Source organism: Streptomyces flavalbus, from assembly GCF_042674625.1.
In the GTDB taxonomy this organism is placed as follows: Bacteria; Actinomycetota; Actinomycetes; order Streptomycetales; family Streptomycetaceae; genus Streptomyces; species Streptomyces flavalbus.
On the sequence record NZ_JBHTEB010000001.1, the window covers coordinates 3932687 to 3952237 of the forward strand.

The window sequence follows — 19551 nt, forward strand, 5'->3', positions numbered from 1 at the left end:
GAACTCTAGCCGCGAAGTGTCTACGCTGCCGACATGGCCCCGAACATCGCGACCAACACGCGCGTATCCCTGTCCGAGTTGCTTGACTTCGTACGGCCCCGGCACCGGGCCCTGCTGATCACCCGGCGGGGTGATGGTGGGCCGCAGGCGTCGCCGTTGACCTGCGGGGTCGACGACTCCGGGCGGATCGTCGTCTCCACGTACCCCGAGCGGGCGAAGACCCGTAACGCCAAGCGGGACGCCCGTGTCAGCCTCGTCGTGCTGAGCGACGACTTCAACGGGCCCTGGGTGCAGATCGACGGCACCGCCGAGGTCATCGACACGCCCGACTCCGTGGAACCGCTCGTGGAGTACTACCGCAACATCGCCGGTGAGCACCCGGACTGGGACGAGTACCGGGCCGCCATGGTCAAGCAGGGCAAGTCGATCATCCGGATCACGCCGGAGCGGTGGGGGCCGGTGGCGACCGGCGGGTTCCCGGCGCGGCTGGTGGAGGGGGAGTAGGGGATCGAGGACTCGCTACGGCGCCGAGCCGCGCGCCACCATCGCCTCGATGCCCGCCACCAGCAGGTCGAGGGCGAAGGCGAAGTCCCGCTCCATCATCTCCTCGACGGTGTCGCCGCCCCGCGCCGCCATGATGTCCTTCGACTCCTCGATGACGCCGGCGGTCGTCGGCGACTCCGTCACCGTGCGCAGGGAGTGCCGGAAGTAGTCGTCCGGCGTCATGCCGAAGTCGGCGCTGCGCGCGATGAAGTGGCTCTCGACGGTGCCGTACCCGTACACGAACTGGAACACCGCCGAGATCGCCCCCGTCATGCCGTGCGCGGGCAGCCCGGTCCCGCGGATCACCCGCTGTACGGCGCGGGAGAACGCCCGCGCGTGGGGGCCGATGTTGAGGTACGTCCCGGCCAGCGGCGACAGCCAGGGGTGGCGGACCAGCAGCGCCCGGTACTCGCGGGCGAGCGTGCGCAACTGGTCGCGCCAGTCCTCGTCGGCCTCCGGGTCGGGCAGCCGGAGCTGGCCGTGGACGGCGTCCAGGGCGAGTTCGAGCAGGTCGTCCTTGGTGTCGACGTACCAGTAGACGGACATCGCGGTCACGTTCAGCTCCGCCGCCAGCCGCCGCATGGAGAACCCGGCCAGCCCCTCGGCGTCCAGCAGCCGCACGGTCACCTCGGTGATCCGCTCCCGGTCGAGCCCCGACGGCTGCCCGCCGCCCCGGCCGCCGCGGCGCGCCCTGTCCGCCAGCCAGACGCTGGTCCGCGCCGGTCGTCTGGCCGCGCCGTCTCTCGCCATGGGGCACCTTCCTCGCTACTCCCTGGCATCTTCCCGCTCGGCCCGGCACCGCAACGCCGCCGTCGGCAATACCTGGGTCAGCTTTCCTGCGTCAGGTCGTAGAAGGTGGCCGAACCGGCCGTCACCTCCTTGAAGTTCTCCTCGACCCAGGAGGTGATCTGCGAGGACGTGCCGTCGCTGGCGCCGCCCATGCCACCGCCCATGCCGCCGCCCGCGATGAAGTAGTGGATCTTCCCTTCGGCCACGTACTCCTTGAACTGGGCCAGCGTCGGCGACGGGTCCGTGCCGTTGAAGCCGCCGATGGCCATCACGGGTTCGCCGGTGGAGAGCTGGTAACTGGCGGCGTTCTGGGAGCCGATGGCTGCGGCGGCCCAGGTGTAGTCCGCCGCGTCCGTCTTTAGGAGTTCCTTGGCCTCGTCGCTGACGGTGGCGCCGTTGAGGAGGCCGCCCATGGCACCGTCGGGGGCGGTGGGCTGGCCCTGCTGACCCTCCTGGCCCTGGTTGGGGAAGCCGCCGGTCGGGGGCTGCGGGAACTGCTGGCCGTTCTGCTGGCCCTGCTGGCCCTGCTGGCCAGGGAACCCGGCGCCGCCGCGGCCCCCGCCAGGGCCGCCCCCCATGCCGCCCGCGACCGCCGGACCGGCCGTGACGATCGACCCGGTGTGACCCTCGTTCAACGTCGTCAGCGTGTACGCCGTGGGCCCGGCCAGCGCGGCGACGACACCGAGTCCCGCCACCGCCAGGGCCGGTCGACGTCCGAGCCGACCCGCGAACGCCAGTCCCAGCGCGGCCAGCAGACCGCCCACGAGCACCAGCCACTTCAGCCCCGGGTAGGCGTCGGAGGAGCGGTTGAGCAGCACGTATCCCCACGCCGCCGTCGCCGTCATCGCCGCGGCGGCGACCAGCGGGGCCCAGGCCAGCCGTCCGCGCTCGCGCCACAGCAGGGCCGCGCCGGTGCCGACCAACGGGGCGATGTAGGGGGCGAGGGCGACGGTGTAGTACTCGTGGAAGATGCCCTGCATATAGCTGAACACCACCATGGTGATCAGCAGGGAGCCGCCCCAGAGCAGGAAGAGCGCGCGGGTCGCGTCCGTGCGCCCCGCCCTGCGGGTCACGACGAGCGCCGCCACCAGCAGGATCAGCGCGGCCGGGATCAGCCAGGAGATCTGTCCGCCGATGCTGGAGCCGAACATCCGGTCCCAGCCGGTCTCCCCCCAGTTGCCGCCGCCCTGACCGCCGCCACCGCCGCCGACGCTGCCGGTCTCCTCGCCGTTGATGCGGCCGAGGCCGTTGTAGCCGAAGGTCAGCTCCAGGAAGGAGTTGTTCTGCGAGCCGCCGATGTACGGGCGTGCGGACGCGGGCCACAGTTCGACGACCGCCACCCACCAGCCGCCCGCGACGACCATGGCGAGCCCGGCGAGCAGCACCTGGCCGACGCGCCGCCGCAGCCCGGTCGGCGCGCAGACGACGTAGACGAGCGCCAGCACCGGCAGGATCAGGAACGCCTGGAGCGTCTTGACGAGGAACGCCAGCCCGATCGCCACCCCGGCCCACACCAGCCACCTGGTCCGCGCCTCCTCCAGGGCGCGCTGGGTGGCGTACACGGCGACGGCCATCAGCAGGGCGAGGGCGGCGTCCGGGTTGTTGAAGCGGAACATCAGCGCGGCGACCGGCGTCAGCGCGAAAGCCGCGAGGGTGAGGAACCCGGCGCCCGCGCCGAACCGGCGGCGCACGGAGGCGTACAGCACCCCGGCCGTCGCCACCGCCATCAGCACCTGGGGGAAGAGGATCGCGAAGGAGCTGAGGCCGAGCAGCCGGACGGACAGCGCCATCGGCCACAGGGACGCCGGGGGCTTGTCGACGGTGATGGCGTTGGCGGCGTCCAGCGAGCCGAAGAACATCGCCTTCCACGACTGGCTGCCCGCCTGGACGGCGGCGGAGTAGAAGGAGTTGGCGTAGCCGGAGGCGGTGAGGTCGTAGGTGTAGAGCGCGCCGATCAGCAGCAGCGCGCCGAGGAACGCGGGGCGCACCCAGCGCGGGTCCTCGGGGCGTCCGCGCCACAGCCGCCGCGGGAGGGACGTGCCGGGCGCGGCGTGCGCCGCGGGGGTGGCGGCGGGTGGGCCGGGCAGGGCCGTGGTGGTGGTCGTGGTGCTGGTCATCGCGGGTCCCTCGGATCGGTGTCGTACGGGCGTACCGGCTGGAGCCGCGTCGTCGCGTCCTCCCAGGCGGCACGGGGTGTGGGGCGCGGTTCCGTGACCGGGCGAGCCGGGTGGGCGTCGCGCTCCTCCGGGACCGGGCGGACCGGGTGGGCGTCGCGCTCCTCCGGGAACACCCACGCCCGGAAGAGCAGGAACCGCAGTACCGTCGCCGCGAGGTTGGCGGCGATCAGCACCGCCAGCTCGGTGGAGTGGGCGGGGTCGGAGCTAGCGGCGTTCAGGGCGGCCAGGGAGCCGCTGGTCAGGGCGAGGCCGATGCCGAAGACGACGAGGCCCTGCGCCTGGTGCCGTACCGCGCCGCCGCGCCCCCGCACGCCGAAGGTGAGGCGGCGGTTGGCGGCGGTGTTGGCGACCGCGGAGACGAGCAGCGCGAGCGCGTTGGCGACCTGGGAGCCGGTGAAGGACCGGAAGCCGGTGTAGAGCAGCAGGTAGAAGAGGGTGGAGAGGCCGCCGACGACGCAGAAGCCGACGAGTTGGCGGGCGAGTCCGCCGGGTACGTCCTTGATCTCGCGGTCGCGGGGGTCGTCCCCGAAGGGCCGCGCGAGCCGGTCGAGCGGCAGCGAACCGGTGGCCAGGGCCCTGCCCACCCGCCAGACGCCCTTGAGGTCGTCGGTCGCCGTCCTGACGATGTGGACGGTGGAGTCGGGGTCGTCGACCCAGTCGACCGGCACCTCGTGGATGCGCAGCCCGGCGCGTTCGGCGAGCACCAGCAGCTCGGTGTCGAAGAACCAGCCGGTGTCCTCCACCAGCGGCAGCAGCGCCCGCGCCACGTCCCGCCGGATCGCCTTGAACCCGCACTGGGCGTCGGAGAACCGGGCCTGGAGGGAGCCGCGCAGGATGAGGTTGTACGAGCGGCTGATGAACTCCCGCTTCGCGCCGCGCACGACCCGCGAGGAGCGCGCGAGCCGGGAGCCGATCGCCAGGTCCGAGTGGCCGGAGATCAGCGGGGCGACCAGCGGGAGCAGCGCGTTGAGGTCGGTGGACAGGTCGACGTCCATGTAGGCGAGGACGGGCGCGTCGGACGCGGACCACACCGCCCGCAGCGCGCGCCCGCGCCCCTTCTGCTCCAGCCGCACGGCCCGCACCTGCGGTATCCGCTCGGCCAGGTGCCGGGAGACCTGCGGGGTGGTGTCGGTGGAGGCGTTGTCGGCGATGGTGATGCGGAAGGCGTACGGGAAGGTCCGGGTGAGGTGGTCGTGCAGCCGCCGTACGCACGGCTGGAGGTCCTTCTCCTCGTTGTAGACGGGGATCACTACGTCCAGGACAGGCGTACCGGCGTCCCCGGCCGGGAGGTGCTCCCGTGCCGGGAGGGTGCCGGGAGAAGAGTCGGTTCGCATGGCACCGACTGTTCTCAAGTGCCCTGTCGCACCCGTGTGGTGAGGCTGTGGTGTGCCTGTGAGTACGACGTCTCATGGGCGCACGTCCGCGGGAGCGCGGGCAGGTGCACCGTGAAGACCGTACGGCCGGGCACGCTGTCGACGGTCACGGCGCCGCCGTGCGCCGCGGCCACGGCCCGCACGATGGCGAGGCCGAGCCCGGTCGAGCCGGTGGCGCGGGAGCGGGCGGAGTCGCCGCGGGCGAACCGTTCGAAGACGTGGGGGAGCAGTGCGGGCGGGATGCCCGGCCCGTCGTCCTCGACGTCCACGCACAGCCACGGCCCGCCGCGCCGCACCCGCGCGGTGACGGTCGTGCCGGGTGGGGTGTGGGTGCGGGCGTTGGCCAGCAGGTTGACCAGCACCTGTTGCAGGCGGGCGGCGTCCGCGGTGACGAGGGCGGGTTCGTCGGGGAGGTCGAGCCGCCAGACGTGGTCCCGGCCCGCGGCGCGCGCGTCGCTGACGCTGTCGATGACGAGGGGGACGAGGTCGGTCCGCTCGAACTGGAGCGGGCGGCCCGCGTCGAGGCGGGCGAGCAGCAGCAGGTCCTCGACGAGCAGGGTCATCCGGCCCGCCTCGGACTCGATGCGGCCCAGCGCGTGCCGGGTGTCGGGCCCGACCTGCTCCCGGCCGCGCCGGGTCAGTTCGGCGTACCCGCGGATGGAGGCGAGCGGGGTGCGCAGTTCGTGGCTGGCGTCGGCGACGAACTGGCGTACCCGGGTCTCGCTGCGCTGGCGGGCGTGCAGGGCGCCGTGCACGTGGTCGAGCATCCGGTTGAGGGCGGCGCCGACCTGGCCGACCTCGGTGTGCGGGTCGCACTCGGACTCCGGGACGCGTTCGTCGAGGTTGACCTCGCCGCTGTGCAGGGGGAGTTCGGAGACCCGGGTGGCGGTGGCGGCGACGCGGCGCAGCGGGCGCAGGGCGACGCCGACGATGGCGGCCCCGGCGAGACAGGCGGCGGCGAGACCGGCGGCGGTGACGCTGACCTCGACGAGGATCAGGGTGTTGACGGTGCCGGTGACCTCGGCCGTGGGGACGGCCACGTAGTAGCTGCCGTTGGGGCCGCTGGTGTACTCGACGCGGTACTCGCCGAGGCCGGGTACGTCCACGGTGCGCACCTCGCCCGCCTGTTGCGGGACGGTGGTGAGGGCGGCCGTCTGCGCCGTGGTGAGCGGCTCGGGCGTCATGCCGTAGTCGTCGGCGGAGTCCTCGCCGACGCGGGCCTCGGTGACGGTGCCGTTCTCGACGACGGCGGCGATGGTGCCCTTGGGCTGCGGACCGTGGGTGACGAAGTCGTCGAGGTCGACGGTGCTCCGTGCCGGGTTGGCGCGGTCGCCGTCCTGGACGTCACCGGGCGGGCCGAGCTTCCCGCTGACGCCCATCGCGACCTCGTGCAGTTGCCCGTCGAGCTGCTCGTAGAGGTGGGAGCGCAGCGCGAGCGTGGTGACGGAGCCGATCACCGCGCAGACGACGGCGATCAGCACGACGGACGCGACGACGAGCCGCGTCCGCAGCGTGCGCGGCTGGCGTCCCGGCCCCCGCCGGGCACGCGGCCTTCGGCGTCCGCGGCCCGTCACGACGCCGCGGGCTTGATCAGGTAACCGGCGCCGCGCCTGGTGTGGATCATCGGCTCCCGACCGGCGTCGATCTTCCGCCGCAGGTAGGAGATGTACAGCTCGACGACGTTGGCCTGGCCGCCGAAGTCGTACGACCAGACCCGGTCCAGGATCTGCGCCTTGCTCAGCACGCGCCGCGGGTTGCGCATCAGGAAGCGCAGCAGCTCGAACTCGGTGGCGGTCAGGTGGATGGAGTCCCCGGCGCGGGTGACCTCGTGGCTGTCCTCGTCGAGGGTGAGGTCACCGACGACGAGCATCGACTCCGAGCGCCGGTCCGCCGCCCCCGACCTGCGGATCAGCCCACGCAGCCGGGCGACGACCTCTTCGAGCGAGAACGGTTTGGTGACGTAGTCGTCGCCGCCCGCGGTGAGCCCGGCGATCCGGTCCTCCACCGCGTCCTTGGCGGTGAGGAACAGCACCGGCACGTCCGGCAGCTCGCGCCGCAACCGGCCGAGGACGGCCAGCCCGTCCATGTCGGGCAGCATCATGTCCAGGACGACGGCGTCCGGCCGGAACTCCCGCGCGGACTGGACGGCGCCGTGCCCGTCCCCCGCCGTGCGGATCTGCCAGCCCTCGTAGCGCAGGGCCATCGAGAGCAGCTCCGTGATCGACAGCTCGTCGTCCACGACGAGCACCCGGACGGGGCTCCCGTCCGGCCTCAGCAGTTCGGTGCGCCCCTGGGGCGAGGTCGTGGTCATGGCGCCCACGATGTCCACCGGCTCTGAGAACACGCTTTCGGGAACCTGTGATTTGTCTGAGAAACGCACAGGTGACTCTCAGGTGAGGGCGGGGGTGAGAGCCGTCCGGCCCGTCAGAACAGCCCGTCCTGAAGTGGGCCTGGCGAATCCCTGAACGCCCGCACGGGAACCGTGAGACTGCCCTTCTCCCCTCCTACGGCGACCAGCTCCCACCCCGTCATCAGCCGGGTGTCGAGCACGACGACCGACCGCGCCCCCGGCTTCGATACCGCCCCCGCGACCGCCCCCGCGACCGCCTGCGACCCTCGTTCCGACCCCGACCCCGACCGCGACCCCACCACCGACCGCGACCCCGATCCCGACCCCGTGACCGCGAGGTGCAGATCCGGCCCGGCGGCGGCCACCAGCTCCCCGCTCACCACCCCACCGGCGACCAGCTCCGTCACCTCCCCCACGGCCCTCGGCACCGCCCCGTCCAGCCCGAACGCCCGCACGTGGTCGACGACCTGGCACGGCTCCCGCACCAACGACTCCGGCCACCCGGCGAGTCCGACGGCCCGCGCGTGCAACCCCCTCACCTCCGCCGCCCGTTCCCCCTCCGTCTCCGGCAGCGCGGCCCGTACCGCCCGCTTGGCGCCGTACGGAATCCGGTCCGGCACCCCCAGCGCCGCCCGCAGCAGCTCCTCGGCCCGCCGTGCCGCCATCAACGGCCCGGCGCCGAGCCAGCTGAAGCAGACCGCCCCCTGCTCCAGCAGCCGCGCCGACCCCCGCTCGACGGCGGTGATCCCGACCTTGACCATGCCGGGCCCGAACCAGGCCAGGTACACGTGGTACGGCCGGGGGTCGTCGGCGACGGTATCCGCCGCGACGGAGTGCGCCCGGTCGAGGCGCCCGCACTCCTCGCACCGCCCGCCGGTGCTCCGCCCCGCCACCACGGCCCGCACCGGACAGGGGTTCCCCCGCGCCCCCACACAGCCCCGCACACCCCCTTCGACCACCCGGAAGGCGACCCGCTTCCCCCGCACCAGCCCACTCCTCCGCTCCCCCTCCCACACCAGCACGGGACGCCCCGACACCCACCGCAGCCCCGAGCACTTCCACGCCTGAGCCATCCCTGTCTGTGCCATCACGGAAAAGCCTAGAGGCCCCCACTGACAACGTCGCTTTCCGGATAATCCGCAACCAACCAAAACCCCTATCCTGGCGATATGACTGCGATGGCCCCCGCGACCCCGACGCGCACCGAACCCGACCTCTCCTACCTCCTCGACCACACCAGTCACGTCCTGCGCACCCGTATGGCGGCGGCGCTGGCGGAGATCGACCTCACCCCCCGTATGCACTGCGTCCTGGTGCACGCCCTGGAAGAGGAGCGCACGCAGATCCAGTTGGCCGAGATCGGCGACATGGACAAGACGACGATGGTCTCGACGGTGGACGCCCTGGAGAAGGCGGGCCTGGCCGAACGCCGCCCGTCCAGCAGGGACCGCCGGGCCCGGATCATCGCGGTGACGGACGAGGGCGCGCGGGTGGCACGCCGCAGCCAGGAGATCGTCGACGGGGTCCACCGGGACGCCCTGGGCGACCTGACCCGCGCCGACCGCGAGGTGTTCGTACGCCTGCTGAACCGCCTGGCCACGGGCACGCTCGGCACCCCGGCGGAGAGCCCGCAGGGAGCGCGCAGGGCACGTCAGAAGGGATAGGCCCGAAACAAATAGTCTGCAACCAAACTATCTGCTACGGTCCCTACTGTCGCCATGCCACGCAGGACGAACAGGGGGAGACCATGCCCGCACCACGCACCGCACACCACGGGGACCGCAAGGACGCCACCACCCACGACGACCCGCCCACCCCGGAGCCCCGCCGCCACCTGGCCCTGGCCGTGATCGCCACCGGCACGCTCATGGTCATCCTGGACGGCAGCATCGTGACGGTGGCGATGCCCGCCATCCAGCGGGACCTCGGCTTCACCCCGGCGGGCCTGAGCTGGGTGGTGAACGCCTACCTGATCGCCTTCGGCAGCCTGCTGCTCCTGGCGGGCCGGGTGGGCGACCTCATCGGCCGCAAGCGCATGTTCCTGACCGGTACGGCCGTCTTCACCGCCGCCTCCCTCCTGGCGGGCGCGGCGACGACCCCCGCCGTCCTCATCGCCGCCCGCTTCCTCCAGGGCATCGGCAGCGCGATGGCCTCGGCGGTGGGCCTGGGCATCCTGGTCACGCTCTTCCCGCGCCCCGCCGAACGGGCCCGCGCGATAGCGGTGTTCAGCTTCACCGGCGCCGCGGGGGCGTCCATCGGCCAGGTGCTCGGCGGGGTCCTCACGGACGCCCTGAACTGGCACTGGATCTTCTACATCAACCTGCCGATCGGCCTGGCCGCCCTCGCCCTGGGCGCGTACGCCCTCCCCGCCGACCGGGGCCTGGGCCTGCGGGCGGGCGCCGACGCGCTGGGGGCGCTGCTGATCACCGCGGGCCTGATGCTGGGCATCTACGCGGTGGTCCAGGTCGAGAAGACGGGCTGGACGGCCACCCCCACCCTGACCATGGGCGCCGTATCCGTCCTGCTCCTCGCGACCTTCGCCGTCCGCCAGTCGAAGGCGGCGACGCCGCTGATGCCGCCGCGCGTACTGCGCGCCCGCAAGGTGGTGGGCGCGAACCTGGTCCAGATCCTGATGGTGGCGGCCCTGTACTCCTTCCAGATCCTGGTCGCCCTGCACCTCCAGCAGGTCCTGGGCTACGGCGCCCTGGAGACCGGCCTCGCGATGCTCCCGGCGGCGGTGGTCATCGGCGTGATCTCCCTCGGGGTCTCGGCCCGCCTGAACGCCCGCTTCGGCGAACGCCGGGTCCTGCTGGCGGGCCTGACCCTGCTGGCCGCGCTCCTGGCCCTGCTGACCCGCCTCCCGGCCGACGCCGACTACCTCACGGACGTCTTCCCGCTGATGCTCCTGGCCTCCGGCTTCGGCCTCGCCCTCCCCGCGCTGACCTCGCTCGGCATGTCGGGCGCGGGCTAGGACGACGCCGGACTCGCCTCCGGCCTCTTCAACACCACCCAGCAGATCGGCGGGGCCCTCGGCGTGGCCGTCCTCTCCACCCTGGCCGCCGCCCGCACGGAGTCCCTCACCGCCGACGGCACGCCCCGCCCCGAGGCCCTGACCTCCGGCTACCACCTGGCCTTCGCGGTCGGTACGGCCCTCGTCCTCACGGCGATGGCCACGGCCTGGGCGACGCTGCGCACGCCCCGCCCCTGACCCCGATCGACCAAGCAGAAGCCCCAGCTCACCCAAAACCAGCACCCCAACCGAACAAGGTCCGTAACGTATCCGCCCGTGACGTCCTATGAACGGTGGTCCCTGGTCGCCTCCTTCGGCTCCCTGCTCATCAGCGTCGTGGCGTTCGGCGCGCTGGCATGGCAACTCCTGATGCTGGCGCGCGGTACGGCCCAGGACCATGACCGGCGCCGCAAACAGGCCACCATGGAGTACCTGACGGCCATCATGGACCGCAGGAAGGCCCTGTACGACGAGGGCATACCCGACGAACGCGACCACACCGCCGTATCAGCCCTGATCAGCCGCGCCCTGGCGGGCGACCCCACGGCCGTCAGACTGATCACGTCCTACCTCACCGCCTTCAACTACCTGGGCGTCGGCACCCGTTCGGACGCCTTCGACCGCGAGGTCGTCGACCAGGCGTGGGGCGGCCTGATCATCGCCGTACGGGACAACTACGCCCCCTGGATCGACGCCCAGCGCCAGTCGCGCGGCGAGCCACGCCTCTACGAGGACCTGCACTGGCTGGCGACCGAGATGACACCGCGCCGCACCGCCCAGGGAGAACCGGTAGGGCCCTAGGACCCCCGCGGCTCAGGCGTCGGCGTCTCATCGACGAACCCGTGCTCGGCGGGCCGCGCCGGACGCTGCGCCAGCCACCCCGACACCCGCGGCCCCCCGTAGACGGCCTCCCCCTGCCGCACGGTACGGACGTGCCGGAACCCCTGCCGCAGGTAGTACGCCTGGAGCGCCTCGTTGGACGTCCAGGCATCCAGCCGCAGCCACACGGCCCCGGCCCGGTGGGCACGGTCCCCGGCCCAGTCGAGCAGCCGCCCCCCGAGATTCCGCCCGGCGTGCGTCCGCGCGACGGCGAGCTTGCTGACGAACAGCGACGGCTCCCCCAACTCCCGCTCCGTCCACAGCCCCCGCGTCTCCCGCCCGGCAAGGGTGACGGTCGCCACGGCGACTCCCTCGTCCCTCACCAGAAAGACCTCCCCCGCCTCGACAGCCCGCAGCAACCGCTCCACGGGATACGGCCGCTGCCACTGGTCACTCCCCACCCCCGCCAGCCATCCCGCGGCCTCCACCCGAAAGCCCACGAGCGTCTCCACGTCCCCCACCCGAGCGAGAACGACCTTCACACCATCCACCTCGCCGGTACCGGCCGAACATCGACGCGATCATGCCGCGCGGGACCGGGAAACACCAGAGACCACTGACCGCGGCGACCGACGACCGCACAGCGACCATCACGGAACGGCCACTTCATCCTCGTCGGTACGGGGAACGGTGACCAGCAGGAGCCCGTAGAGGCCACCGGCACCTGCTCGATCGTCTCCAGCTCCGGGAACTGCTACTCCGCCGGACAGTTCTGCCGCACCAGCGACCACGGCGCGACGACGACCACCGCGACCGGCACGCGGATCACCTGCCCCTACAGCTCGACCGCCTGGCGCTGGACCTATAGCTGACAACAACCCACCGGCGCACACGCAAAACACCAGGGCCCCGGATCTCTCCGGGGCCCTGGTGACCTGTGCGCACTCGGCAGGATTCGAACCTGCAACCTTCTGATCCGTAGTCAGATGCTCTATCCGTTAAGCTACGAGTGCCTGTGTTCTGTTTTCCGTCTCCGCTTCCCTGCCCTTCCGGGCCGCTCGCGGCGACAGGAAGAACATTACATGACTGCCGCCGTCATGTGAAATCCGTTTGCTCTACCCCTTGTGACCTGCGGAAACACCGTCCGGAGGGGGAGAACGAGGAAGCCCCGGCACGGGGCCGGGGCTTCGGGGTCACGCGGCGGAGGCGGAGGGATTTGAACCCTCGATGGGGGGTAAACCCCAAACCGCATTAGCAGTGCGGCGCCATAGACCGGACTAGGCGACGCCTCCAGCACAACCGCTCGCGCGAGCGCGAATGGTGCGTGCAGATGATGACACAGTCGAGCGGGGTGTCACCAATCGGCTCCCACGGTACTAGGCGGGTGGGCCGCAGGGCAAAGGCGTTCTCGCCGCCTTTGCGCCGGTGGGACGCCGGGCGGTGGCGTCCCGCGCAACGCCGGGGGCGCGGTCGCGTTAGACAGGGCATGTCTCAGGTCATGTTCGTCGCCGCCGTGCGCCGTCTCGTCGCCGCCACCGCCGCCTCCGTCGCCTCCGTCGCCGTCTCCGTCGCGGCCAGTGCCCCCGCGGTCGCCCAAGGTCCCGCCGTCCAGCCCTACGTCGACCACCTCACCGTCACGGTGCGGGACGCGGGTCGTGGGGCTGATGGGACGTATGAGGTGTACTGCCGGGGCGGGCGCGCCGAGCGGGGGAGGGAAGGGCTGCACCCCGACCCCGGTGGGGCCTGTCGGGCCGTCGCGCGCAGTGTCCGGGAGGGGGGAGGCGAGGGGTTCGCTCCGGTGGCGCGGGGGAGTGTCTGCACGATGTTGTACGGCGCGCCCGCCACCGCGCGGGTCACCGGGAGCTGGGCCGGGTGGCCCGTCGATGCCGTGTTCGACCGGAGCGACGGGTGCGAGATCGCCCGCTGGGACCGGCTGGTGCCGCTTCTGCCCGATCTGCGCCGGTGAGGGGCTTGCCCCCGGGTGACGACCGTTCCGTGGAGGTTTCGCGAGTGCCTCGCGGAGGCGGCGTTCGTACCGCCGTTCCCCCTCACCGCGTCGTGCGACCTCTCTCTCATCCAGCGTCGCGAGCACAACCGCAGCCCTTAGACTCCCTCGCGTGACACGTCGCGGGCCCCTTGGCAAGATGGCCCGAGCGGTCGGCTAGGTGCGGTAACAGGGAGGAAGCGTCTCGTGAGCAGCAGGCCATCCCGAGGCGCTGCTCGCCTCGCAGCCATACTGGACGCCCTTCCCGACGCGTTGGTCCTGGTCAACGCCAACGGCACGGTCGTCAACGCCAACACCATCGCGCTGGAGGCGTTCGAGGCGCCCGGGACCGCGCTCGTCGGCCGGGGGCTGCTCGACCTGCTGCCGCAGTTCGACTCCAAGCTGATCCCCGGTTCCATGCGGCGGCCCGACCACATCGACCCGCGGTCCCGGACCAAGCCGACCCGGATGATCGCGCGGCGCACCGACGGCAGCGAGTTCCCCGTCGAGGTCACCAGCGCCAATCTGGAGAACCCCGGCCAGCAGGCCTACGACAATCACGGGTACGCCTCCGACGAACTGCTGATGCTCGTCGTACGCGATCTGTCCGGCACCGTCGACACCGAGGCGGAACTCGCCCGGTCGCAGCGGCAGACGGAGATGATCCTGCGGGCGGCCTCCGAGGGCGTCGTGGGGACGGACACCGACGGGCGGGTCGTCCTCGTCAACCCCGCCGCCGCGCAGATCCTCGGCTACCGGGCCAGCGAGCTGGGCGGCAAGGAGCTGCACACCCTCGTCCTTCACTCCCGCGCGGACGGCTCGCCGTTCCCGTACGGGGAGTCCCCGCTCGCGGACACCCTGCGCTCCGGGCGCAAGCACCGGGTGCGCGGGCAGGTCGTATGGGCGAAGAACGGCGACGCGCTCCCCGTCGACCTGACCACCGCGCCGGTGCGCGACGGGGACCAGCTCGTCGGCGCCGTGATGACCTTCACCGACCGGCGGCCCTACGACGCGCTCGCCGAGGAGAAGGCCGCGCTGGAGAAGGCGCACGCGGAGGAGCTGGAGCGGCTCTCCGAGGAGCACGCCTCCGACCTGACCGCCCTGCGCCAGCAGCACGTCGCCGAGCTGGAGGAGCTGCGCGAGCAGCACGCCGAGGAGCTGGCGGCGGGCGAGGAGCGGTACGCCGCCCTCGGGGAGCGGGAGAAGGACCGGTACGAGGCCCTGGCCGGGCGGCACGAGCAACTGCTGACGCTGCTCGGGCGGTCGCTGCGCGGGCCGCTGGACGAGTTGCGGCGCGAGCTGGCCGCCCTGGCCGCGGACGACGCCGGGCAGTTGTGGCCCGAGGCCAACCAGGTGCTGCACCACCTGTCGGCGGGCTACTCGCGGATCACCACCCTCATCGACAACGTGCTCGGCTACCAGCGGCTCGACGCGGGGGCCGAGAGCGTCGTCCGTACGAAGGTGATGCTGGACTCCGTCGTCGCCGCCGGGGTCGAGGGCGCCGTCGAGCTGATCGGGCCGGGGCGGGTGCAGTTCGCCGTGCACGCGCCGCCGATCGAGGCCGAGGTCGACTCCCGGCTGCTGGCCACCGCGCTCGCCCACCTCGTCGCCGACGTCGCCGGGGTCGACGCGACCGGCAACACGCCCGTGTCGACCGGCGGTTACCTGGACAACACCGTCGTCGTGGCGGCGGCGCAGCGCGGCGAGTCGGTGCGGATCGAGGTGCGCGGGCCGTACGCCGGGGGCGACGCCGTCCACGAGCCGATCGTGCGGGGGATCGTGCGGGCGCACGGCGGCGTGCTCCAGACGCACGAGGTGCCGGGGATGAGCGGGAACGCGTACGTCCTCGAGGTGCCGATCGGGGGCGGGGCCGGGGTCGTTCCGGCGCCGGAGCCGCGCGCCGGGGACGTGGTGGCCACGACCAGTGGTGGGCGGCGGCGGGCCCGGCGGGCCTCCACCGACGCCTTCCTGGAGAGCGAGGTCCCGGGCGCGGGCGGCGGTGCCGAGGTGGAGGCCGTCGCGCCCACCGGGCGGCGGCGTCGGCGCGCGGCCGCTCCCGCGGAGCCGGAGGCGGGGGCGAGCGCGGAGTCGGGGGCCGTGTCGGGAGCGGAGGCTGAGGCCGCCGCCCCCGTGCAGCCGCCCGCCGCGACCGGGAACGCCCCCACCGGGCGGCGACGCGGGCGGCCCGCCGAGGACGCCGGGGGTGCGGGTGCCGCGCTGCCCGCGATCGCCGGGGTGCCCGAGGCGCCCGGCGTCTCCGAGGGTGCCGTCGTCACCGCCGCCGAACACGCCGCCGGTGCCGCGGCGGTCGGGAACGGGCTCGGCGGGACCGTGCCGCCGCAAGGCGTCCCCGCGGGCGGCGGACACCGGCGTGCCGCCGATCCGCAACAGGGCGAGCCCGCCCAGGGACAGCAGGGGGGACCGGCACGGCAGTTGGGGCAGGCGCAGCAGCACGCCCTGCCGCCCGCGCTGCCCGCCTCCGGTCCGGACGCCCCCGGTGCCGGTGGCGCCGAGGACGCGCAGCCGACCGGGCGCCGTCGCCGTGCCCTCGCCGCGGCGCAGGAGCGCGCCGCCGCGCAGGAGGCCGGGCCGCGTACGGTGTTCGCCCTGCCGCCCGCCGACGCCGACCGGCCCGCCGCGGCGACGGCGACGGCGGCACCCACGGCAGCCCCCACGGCAGCGGCACCAGCAGCGGCAGCGGCACCCGCAGCAGCCGGGATGCCCGCGCCCGCACCGGTGGCTCCGCCCGTCCCCGGACCCGCCCCCGCGCCGATTCCGGCCCAGGCGCCGAGCCCCGCCACCGCCGACGCCCACGCTGACGACCACGGGCGTCATGACGCCGTACCGCACGACCAGAGCGACGACCACACGCCGCCGCAGCCGCACCCGACCAGCGCGCCCACGGGTCGCCGTCGGCGGGCCGTGGCCCAGCCCGCCGTCGCGGCGGGCGCGGAGGCGGGGGCAGCGGCGGCGGAAGCGCAGGCTCCCGTCGTGCCCGCGCAGGGGGTGCCCGTCGGGGCGCCCGGGTACGCGGTCGCCCAGCCCGCCGACCAGCCGATCGCGGCGCCCGTGCCGTCCGCGCCAGCCGTGCCGCGCGCGGCCCACGCGGCGCCCGCGGCGCCCGCGCCTGGGCAGCCGCTTCCCGCGGAGGCCGCCGTACCCCAGGCCCAGGCCCAAGGCCCGGCTCCGGCTCCGGCTCCGGCTCCAAGCCCCAACGCGACGCCCGCCGCCGGAACCCCCGCCGCCGGAACACCGCTCCCCCCCGAGAACGCCCCCGCCCCACCGCGGGTCGCGCAACCGTTGCCCGCCGAGGAGGCGGCGCCGGTGGCGGCCCCTGTGGACCCGAACTCCACCCAGGGGCGCGCGATCAGTGTGCGCACGCTGGGGCAGGGCGTGCCGTTCACGCGGCAGGCCGCGCAGGTGCAGCAGCAGGGCGCCGGGGGCGCGGGCGGTACGCCTCCCCCGCAGCAGCCGGGCGGTGGCGGACGGCGGCGCAAGCTGGGTACGCCGCCGGACCCGGGCACCGGGCGTCCGGAGCAGGGTGCCCGCCCGCACCCGCAGCCCACGACGGACACCCAGCCGTCCCTCGCCGGACAGGCGCGGCTCGCGCCGCCGCAGGCGTCCGAGGGGGCCGGACGGTCGTACGCCATAGGCGCGCCGGACAAGAACGCCGCCGAGGGACCCGAGCCGCTGGACGGTCCCGGTGGCGCGGTCGAGGTGGCGGACCCGCCCCGGCCGCAGCCGATGGACGACGAGCTGCCCCCGGAGCCGCTGGACAACCCGCGGCGGCTGCTGGTCTGGCCCGCGCCCGACGTCACCACGCAGCAGGCGCTCAGCGACCGTGGCTACCGGCCGGTGATCGTGCACTCGCGCGAGGAGGTGGACGCGCAGATCGCGGCGTTCCCGGCCGCGCTGTTCGTCGACCCGCTGACCGGGCCCATCACGCGCACCGCCCTCCAGTCGCTGCGGCAGGCCGCGGTGGCCGCCGAGGTGCCGGTGATGGTGACGGCGGGGCTCGGGCAGGCGACGCGCGAGGCGGCGTACGGCGCCGATCCCGCCGTCCTGCTGAAGGCGCTGGCGCCCCGGGACAGTGAGCAGCACCCGCCGCGCGTCCTGCTGATCGAGGAGCACGCGGAGATCGCGCTGGCGCTGACGGCGACGCTGGAGCGGCGCGGGATGCAGGTGGCGCGGGCCGCGAGCGACGCGGACGCGGTGGCGCTCGCCGGGCAGTTCCGGCCGAACCTCGTGGTGATGGACCTGATGCAGGTGCACCGGCGGCAGGCCGGGTTCGCCGGGATCATCGACTGGCTGCGCGCGAACGGGCTGCTCAACCGCACCCCGCTGGTCGTCTACACCGCCGCCGTCGACCCGGCCGACCTGCCGCGGCTGGCGTCGGGGGAGACGGTGCTGTTCCTCGCGGAGCGGTCCACCAGCGAGGAGGTGCAGGCCCGGATCGTGGACCTGTTGGCCCGGATCGGGACCAACTGACGTCCTGCCGGGCTGGTCAGCGGGCCGTGATCCGGCGTGCCGCCTCCTTGATGGAGGCGCGCAGGCGGTCGCCGTCGGTGTCGTCCGCGCCGACCAGGATGCGTTTCATCTGCGGTACGACGGTCGCCCAGTTGGCCATCGCGATCAGCAGGAACAGCAGGTCGCGGGCGGGGATGGCGGCGCTGACGACGCCGCGGTCCTGGCCGTCCTGGAGGGCGGCCACCTTGCGGGCGTAGTGGGCCTGGCGTTCGTCCTCGTCGGGCAGCTCGGTGGAGCCGTACGCCAGTCCCTCCCAGAAGAGCAGGCGCAGGAGTTCGGGGTGGGCGGCGTGGTAGTCCATCAGCCGGTCCAGCCAGCCCTCGATGTCGTCGGGGTCGACGGGGACGGAGACCGCGAGGTCGATCATGCACTTGTCGAGGACCTGGGTGAACAGCTCGGCCTTGTTGCCGAAGTAGGCGTAGATGAGCTGCTTGTTGGCCCGGGCCGTGCTGGCGATGCGGTCGATGCGGGCGCCCGCGATGCCGTGCCGGGCGAACTCGTCGATCGCCGCCTGGAAGATCCGGGCCTTGGTGGCCTCGGGGTCCCTTGCTGCCATGCGGGACAGGGTAGGGCAGGAATGCCCTGAAGTAACTAACTGTTTGGTTGACAGCGAGCGTTTCTCAAGCGCAGACTCGTCAGCCTCCCATCGGACCAACCAAACGGTTACTTGTGAAGACCATCAGTAGCATCAGGCCCTCTGACGTCCTCGGTCCCCGTTCCCCCGCCGCCGCCCCGGCACGGGCGAACGGACTCTTCCTCCTCCTCATCGCCGTGTGCAGCGCGGTCACCGCGGCCAACATCTACCTCGCCGCCCCGCTGCTCACCCTCATCGCCCGCGACTTCGGCTCGACCCCGTCCGCGGTGGCCTGGATCGCCTCCGTCGCGCAGCTCGGGTACGCCGTCGGCCTGCTGTTCTTCGCCCCGCTGGGCGACACCGTCAACCGGCGCCGCCTGGTCGGCATCCTCACGCTGGTCACCACGCTCGCGCTGGTCGCCAGCGCCGCCGCGCCCGGCACCGGGGCGCTCGCCGTGGCGGTGTTCGTCGCCTCCGGCGCGACCGTCATCCCGCAGCTCCTCGTCCCGCTGGTCGCCGAACGCGCCCCCGCCGCGCGCCGGGCCCGGCATGTCGCCGCCGTCATCGCGGGCCTGTTCACCGGCATCGTCGGCGCCCGGGTGCTCGGCGGGCTGGCCGGGCAGGCCTTCGGCTGGCGCTGGGTGTTCGCCGGGGCCGCCGTACTGACCCTGGCGCTCGGCCTCGCGACCGCCGCCGTGCTGCCGACGGCGCGGCGGGCGCGGAGCGGCAGGCCGTTCTCCGGGATCGCCGCGCTGCCCGGCCTGCTGCGGCGCTCGCCCGACCTGTGGCGGGCGTGTCTGCGGCAGGCGGGGATGTTCGGGGCGTGGAGCGCGGTGTGGACCTCGCTGGCGCTGCTGCTGACCGGGGCGCCGTACCACCTGTCCACCGCGACCGCCGGGCTCTTCGGCCTCTTCGGGCTCACCTCCAGCGCGGTGGCGCCGCTGGCGGGCGGGCTCGTCGACCGGTTCGGCGCCGCGAAGGTCGTGCGGTCGGCGTACCTGGTCGCGGGCGTGTCCGTGCCGCTGTTCTGGGCGGGCGGCCGGGCGCTGTGGGCGCTGTTCCTGGCGGCGGTCGCCGTGCACGCGGCCCTGGTCGCCTCCCACGTGGCCAACCAGACCCTCGCCCTGACGACCACCGACACCCCGGCCGCCGCGAACACCGCCTACGTGGTCTCCGGCTTCGCGGGCGGCGCCCTCGCCTCGGCCGCCGCGGGCCCCGCCTTCGGCCACTGGGGCTGGGGCGGGGTGTGCGCGGTGGCGGCGGTGTGGCTGGGGGTGGGGTGGGGGGGTACGGCCGTACGACGACGGTAGGGCCGGGGGTACGGCCGTACGACGACGGTAGGGCCGGGGGTACGGCCGTACGACGACGGTAGGCCCGCGCGTACGGTCGTACCCGCTTGACTGAC

General features: G+C 73.6%; 14 protein-coding genes, 2 tRNA genes and 1 pseudogene. 7 read left to right on the forward strand and 10 right to left on the reverse strand.

The features are described 5' to 3' along the window. Positions 1-33: 33 nt before the first annotated feature. Positions 34-504 (forward strand): PPOX class F420-dependent oxidoreductase, encoded by a 471-nt coding sequence (locus tag ACFQZ6_RS17700; RefSeq protein ID WP_381610080.1) that lies wholly within the window; start codon positions 34-36, stop codon positions 502-504. 15 nt (positions 505-519) lie between these two features. On the opposite strand, the gene ACFQZ6_RS17705 is transcribed toward ACFQZ6_RS17700, so the two are convergent. The 6 genes from ACFQZ6_RS17705 to ACFQZ6_RS17730 all read right to left on the reverse strand — a co-directional run bounded on the left by ACFQZ6_RS17705 (position 520) and on the right by ACFQZ6_RS17730 (position 8305). Further along, on the reverse strand, positions 520-1293 hold the full coding sequence (locus ACFQZ6_RS17705; protein ID WP_381610083.1) for a TetR/AcrR family transcriptional regulator: 774 nt from the start codon (positions 1291-1293) through the stop codon (positions 520-522). A gap of 77 nt (positions 1294-1370) precedes the next feature. Continuing rightward, complete coding sequence (locus tag ACFQZ6_RS17710) at positions 1371-3449, reverse strand: ArnT family glycosyltransferase (RefSeq protein ID WP_381610086.1); 2079 nt, start codon at positions 3447-3449, stop codon at positions 1371-1373. Then, the gene (locus ACFQZ6_RS17715; RefSeq protein ID WP_381610089.1) at positions 3446-4843 is read right to left on the reverse strand and encodes a glycosyltransferase; all 1398 of its coding nucleotides are present in this window, start codon (positions 4841-4843) and stop codon (positions 3446-3448) included. Before ACFQZ6_RS17715 ends, ACFQZ6_RS17710 begins: the two co-directional genes overlap by 4 nt. 14 nt (positions 4844-4857) lie before the next feature. Continuing rightward, a complete protein-coding gene (locus ACFQZ6_RS17720) occupies positions 4858-6456 on the reverse strand; it encodes an ATP-binding protein (RefSeq protein WP_381610096.1) in 1599 nt (532 codons plus the stop codon). Next, positions 6453-7193 carry a response regulator transcription factor gene (locus tag ACFQZ6_RS17725; RefSeq protein WP_381610099.1) on the reverse strand — a complete coding sequence of 247 codons (741 nt, stop codon included), beginning with the start codon at positions 7191-7193 and terminating at the stop codon, positions 6453-6455. The genes ACFQZ6_RS17720 and ACFQZ6_RS17725 overlap by 4 nt, the downstream gene beginning before the upstream one ends. Before the next feature lie 113 nt (positions 7194-7306). Then, positions 7307-8305 carry a DUF2797 domain-containing protein gene (locus ACFQZ6_RS17730; protein ID WP_381618398.1) on the reverse strand — a complete coding sequence of 333 codons (999 nt, stop codon included), beginning with the start codon at positions 8303-8305 and terminating at the stop codon, positions 7307-7309. A gap of 96 nt (positions 8306-8401) precedes the next feature. Here ACFQZ6_RS17730 and ACFQZ6_RS17735 point away from each other — a divergent pair, with 96 nt between their 5' ends. From ACFQZ6_RS17735 to ACFQZ6_RS17745, 3 genes and pseudogenes are all read left to right on the forward strand, one after another. Next, positions 8402-8896, forward strand: a complete 495-nt coding sequence (locus ACFQZ6_RS17735; RefSeq protein ID WP_381610102.1) for a MarR family winged helix-turn-helix transcriptional regulator — start codon at positions 8402-8404, stop codon at positions 8894-8896. An 83-nt stretch (positions 8897-8979) separates the two neighbouring features. Further along, a pseudogene (locus ACFQZ6_RS17740) lies at positions 8980-10440 on the forward strand (MFS transporter). Positions 10441-10518: 78 nt separating this feature from the next. Continuing rightward, positions 10519-11043, forward strand: a complete 525-nt coding sequence (locus ACFQZ6_RS17745) for a DUF4760 domain-containing protein (protein WP_381610105.1) — start codon at positions 10519-10521, stop codon at positions 11041-11043. Here the strand turns inward: ACFQZ6_RS17745 and ACFQZ6_RS17750 are convergent. The 3 genes from ACFQZ6_RS17750 to ACFQZ6_RS17760 all read right to left on the reverse strand — a co-directional run bounded on the left by ACFQZ6_RS17750 (position 11040) and on the right by ACFQZ6_RS17760 (position 12353). Continuing rightward, positions 11040-11603 (reverse strand): GNAT family N-acetyltransferase, encoded by a 564-nt coding sequence (locus tag ACFQZ6_RS17750; protein ID WP_381610108.1) that lies wholly within the window; start codon positions 11601-11603, stop codon positions 11040-11042. The two genes, ACFQZ6_RS17745 and ACFQZ6_RS17750, sit on opposite strands and share 4 nt — an antisense overlap. Positions 11604-12001: 398 nt before the next feature. Further along, a tRNA-Arg gene (locus ACFQZ6_RS17755) sits at positions 12002-12074 on the reverse strand. 188 nt (positions 12075-12262) lie between these two features. Continuing rightward, positions 12263-12353, reverse strand: a tRNA-Ser gene (locus tag ACFQZ6_RS17760). Positions 12354-12547: 194 nt separating this feature from the next. Here ACFQZ6_RS17760 and ACFQZ6_RS17765 point away from each other — a divergent pair. Together ACFQZ6_RS17765 and ACFQZ6_RS17770 are read left to right on the forward strand one after the other, a co-directional pair. Beyond that, positions 12548-13027, forward strand: a complete 480-nt coding sequence (locus tag ACFQZ6_RS17765; RefSeq protein ID WP_381610111.1) for a hypothetical protein — start codon at positions 12548-12550, stop codon at positions 13025-13027. A gap of 225 nt (positions 13028-13252) precedes the next feature. Then, positions 13253-17533, forward strand: a complete 4281-nt coding sequence (locus tag ACFQZ6_RS17770; protein ID WP_381610114.1) for a PAS domain-containing protein — start codon at positions 13253-13255, stop codon at positions 17531-17533. A gap of 16 nt (positions 17534-17549) precedes the next feature. Here ACFQZ6_RS17770 and ACFQZ6_RS17775 read toward each other — a convergent pair whose 3' ends face one another. Continuing rightward, complete coding sequence (locus ACFQZ6_RS17775) at positions 17550-18128, reverse strand: TetR family transcriptional regulator (RefSeq protein WP_381610117.1); 579 nt, start codon at positions 18126-18128, stop codon at positions 17550-17552. Positions 18129-18259: 131 nt separating this feature from the next. On the opposite strand from ACFQZ6_RS17775, the gene ACFQZ6_RS17780 reads away from it, so the two are divergent. Continuing rightward, positions 18260-19456: an MFS transporter gene (locus ACFQZ6_RS17780; RefSeq protein WP_381618401.1), complete on the forward strand. Its 1197-nt coding sequence runs from the start codon at positions 18260-18262 to the stop codon at positions 19454-19456. The last annotated feature ends 95 nt before the right edge of the window (positions 19457-19551 follow it).

Coding starts and splice junctions, on each gene's coding strand:
- ACFQZ6_RS17775 (WP_381610117.1), bottom strand. CDS start 18,128: ATGGCAGCAAGGGACCCCGAGGCCACCAAGGCCCGGATCTTCCAGGCG.
- ACFQZ6_RS17700 (WP_381610080.1), top strand. CDS start 34: ATGGCCCCGAACATCGCGACCAACACGCGCGTATCCCTGTCCGAGTTG.
- ACFQZ6_RS17705 (WP_381610083.1), bottom strand. CDS start 1,293: ATGGCGAGAGACGGCGCGGCCAGACGACCGGCGCGGACCAGCGTCTGG.
- ACFQZ6_RS17735 (WP_381610102.1), top strand. CDS start 8,402: ATGACTGCGATGGCCCCCGCGACCCCGACGCGCACCGAACCCGACCTC.
- ACFQZ6_RS17765 (WP_381610111.1), top strand. CDS start 12,548: ATGTCTCAGGTCATGTTCGTCGCCGCCGTGCGCCGTCTCGTCGCCGCC.
- ACFQZ6_RS17710 (WP_381610086.1), bottom strand. CDS start 3,449: ATGACCAGCACCACGACCACCACCACGGCCCTGCCCGGCCCACCCGCC.
- ACFQZ6_RS17715 (WP_381610089.1), bottom strand. CDS start 4,843: ATGCGAACCGACTCTTCTCCCGGCACCCTCCCGGCACGGGAGCACCTC.
- ACFQZ6_RS17725 (WP_381610099.1), bottom strand. CDS start 7,193: ATGACCACGACCTCGCCCCAGGGGCGCACCGAACTGCTGAGGCCGGAC.
- ACFQZ6_RS17730 (WP_381618398.1), bottom strand. CDS start 8,305: ATGGCTCAGGCGTGGAAGTGCTCGGGGCTGCGGTGGGTGTCGGGGCGT.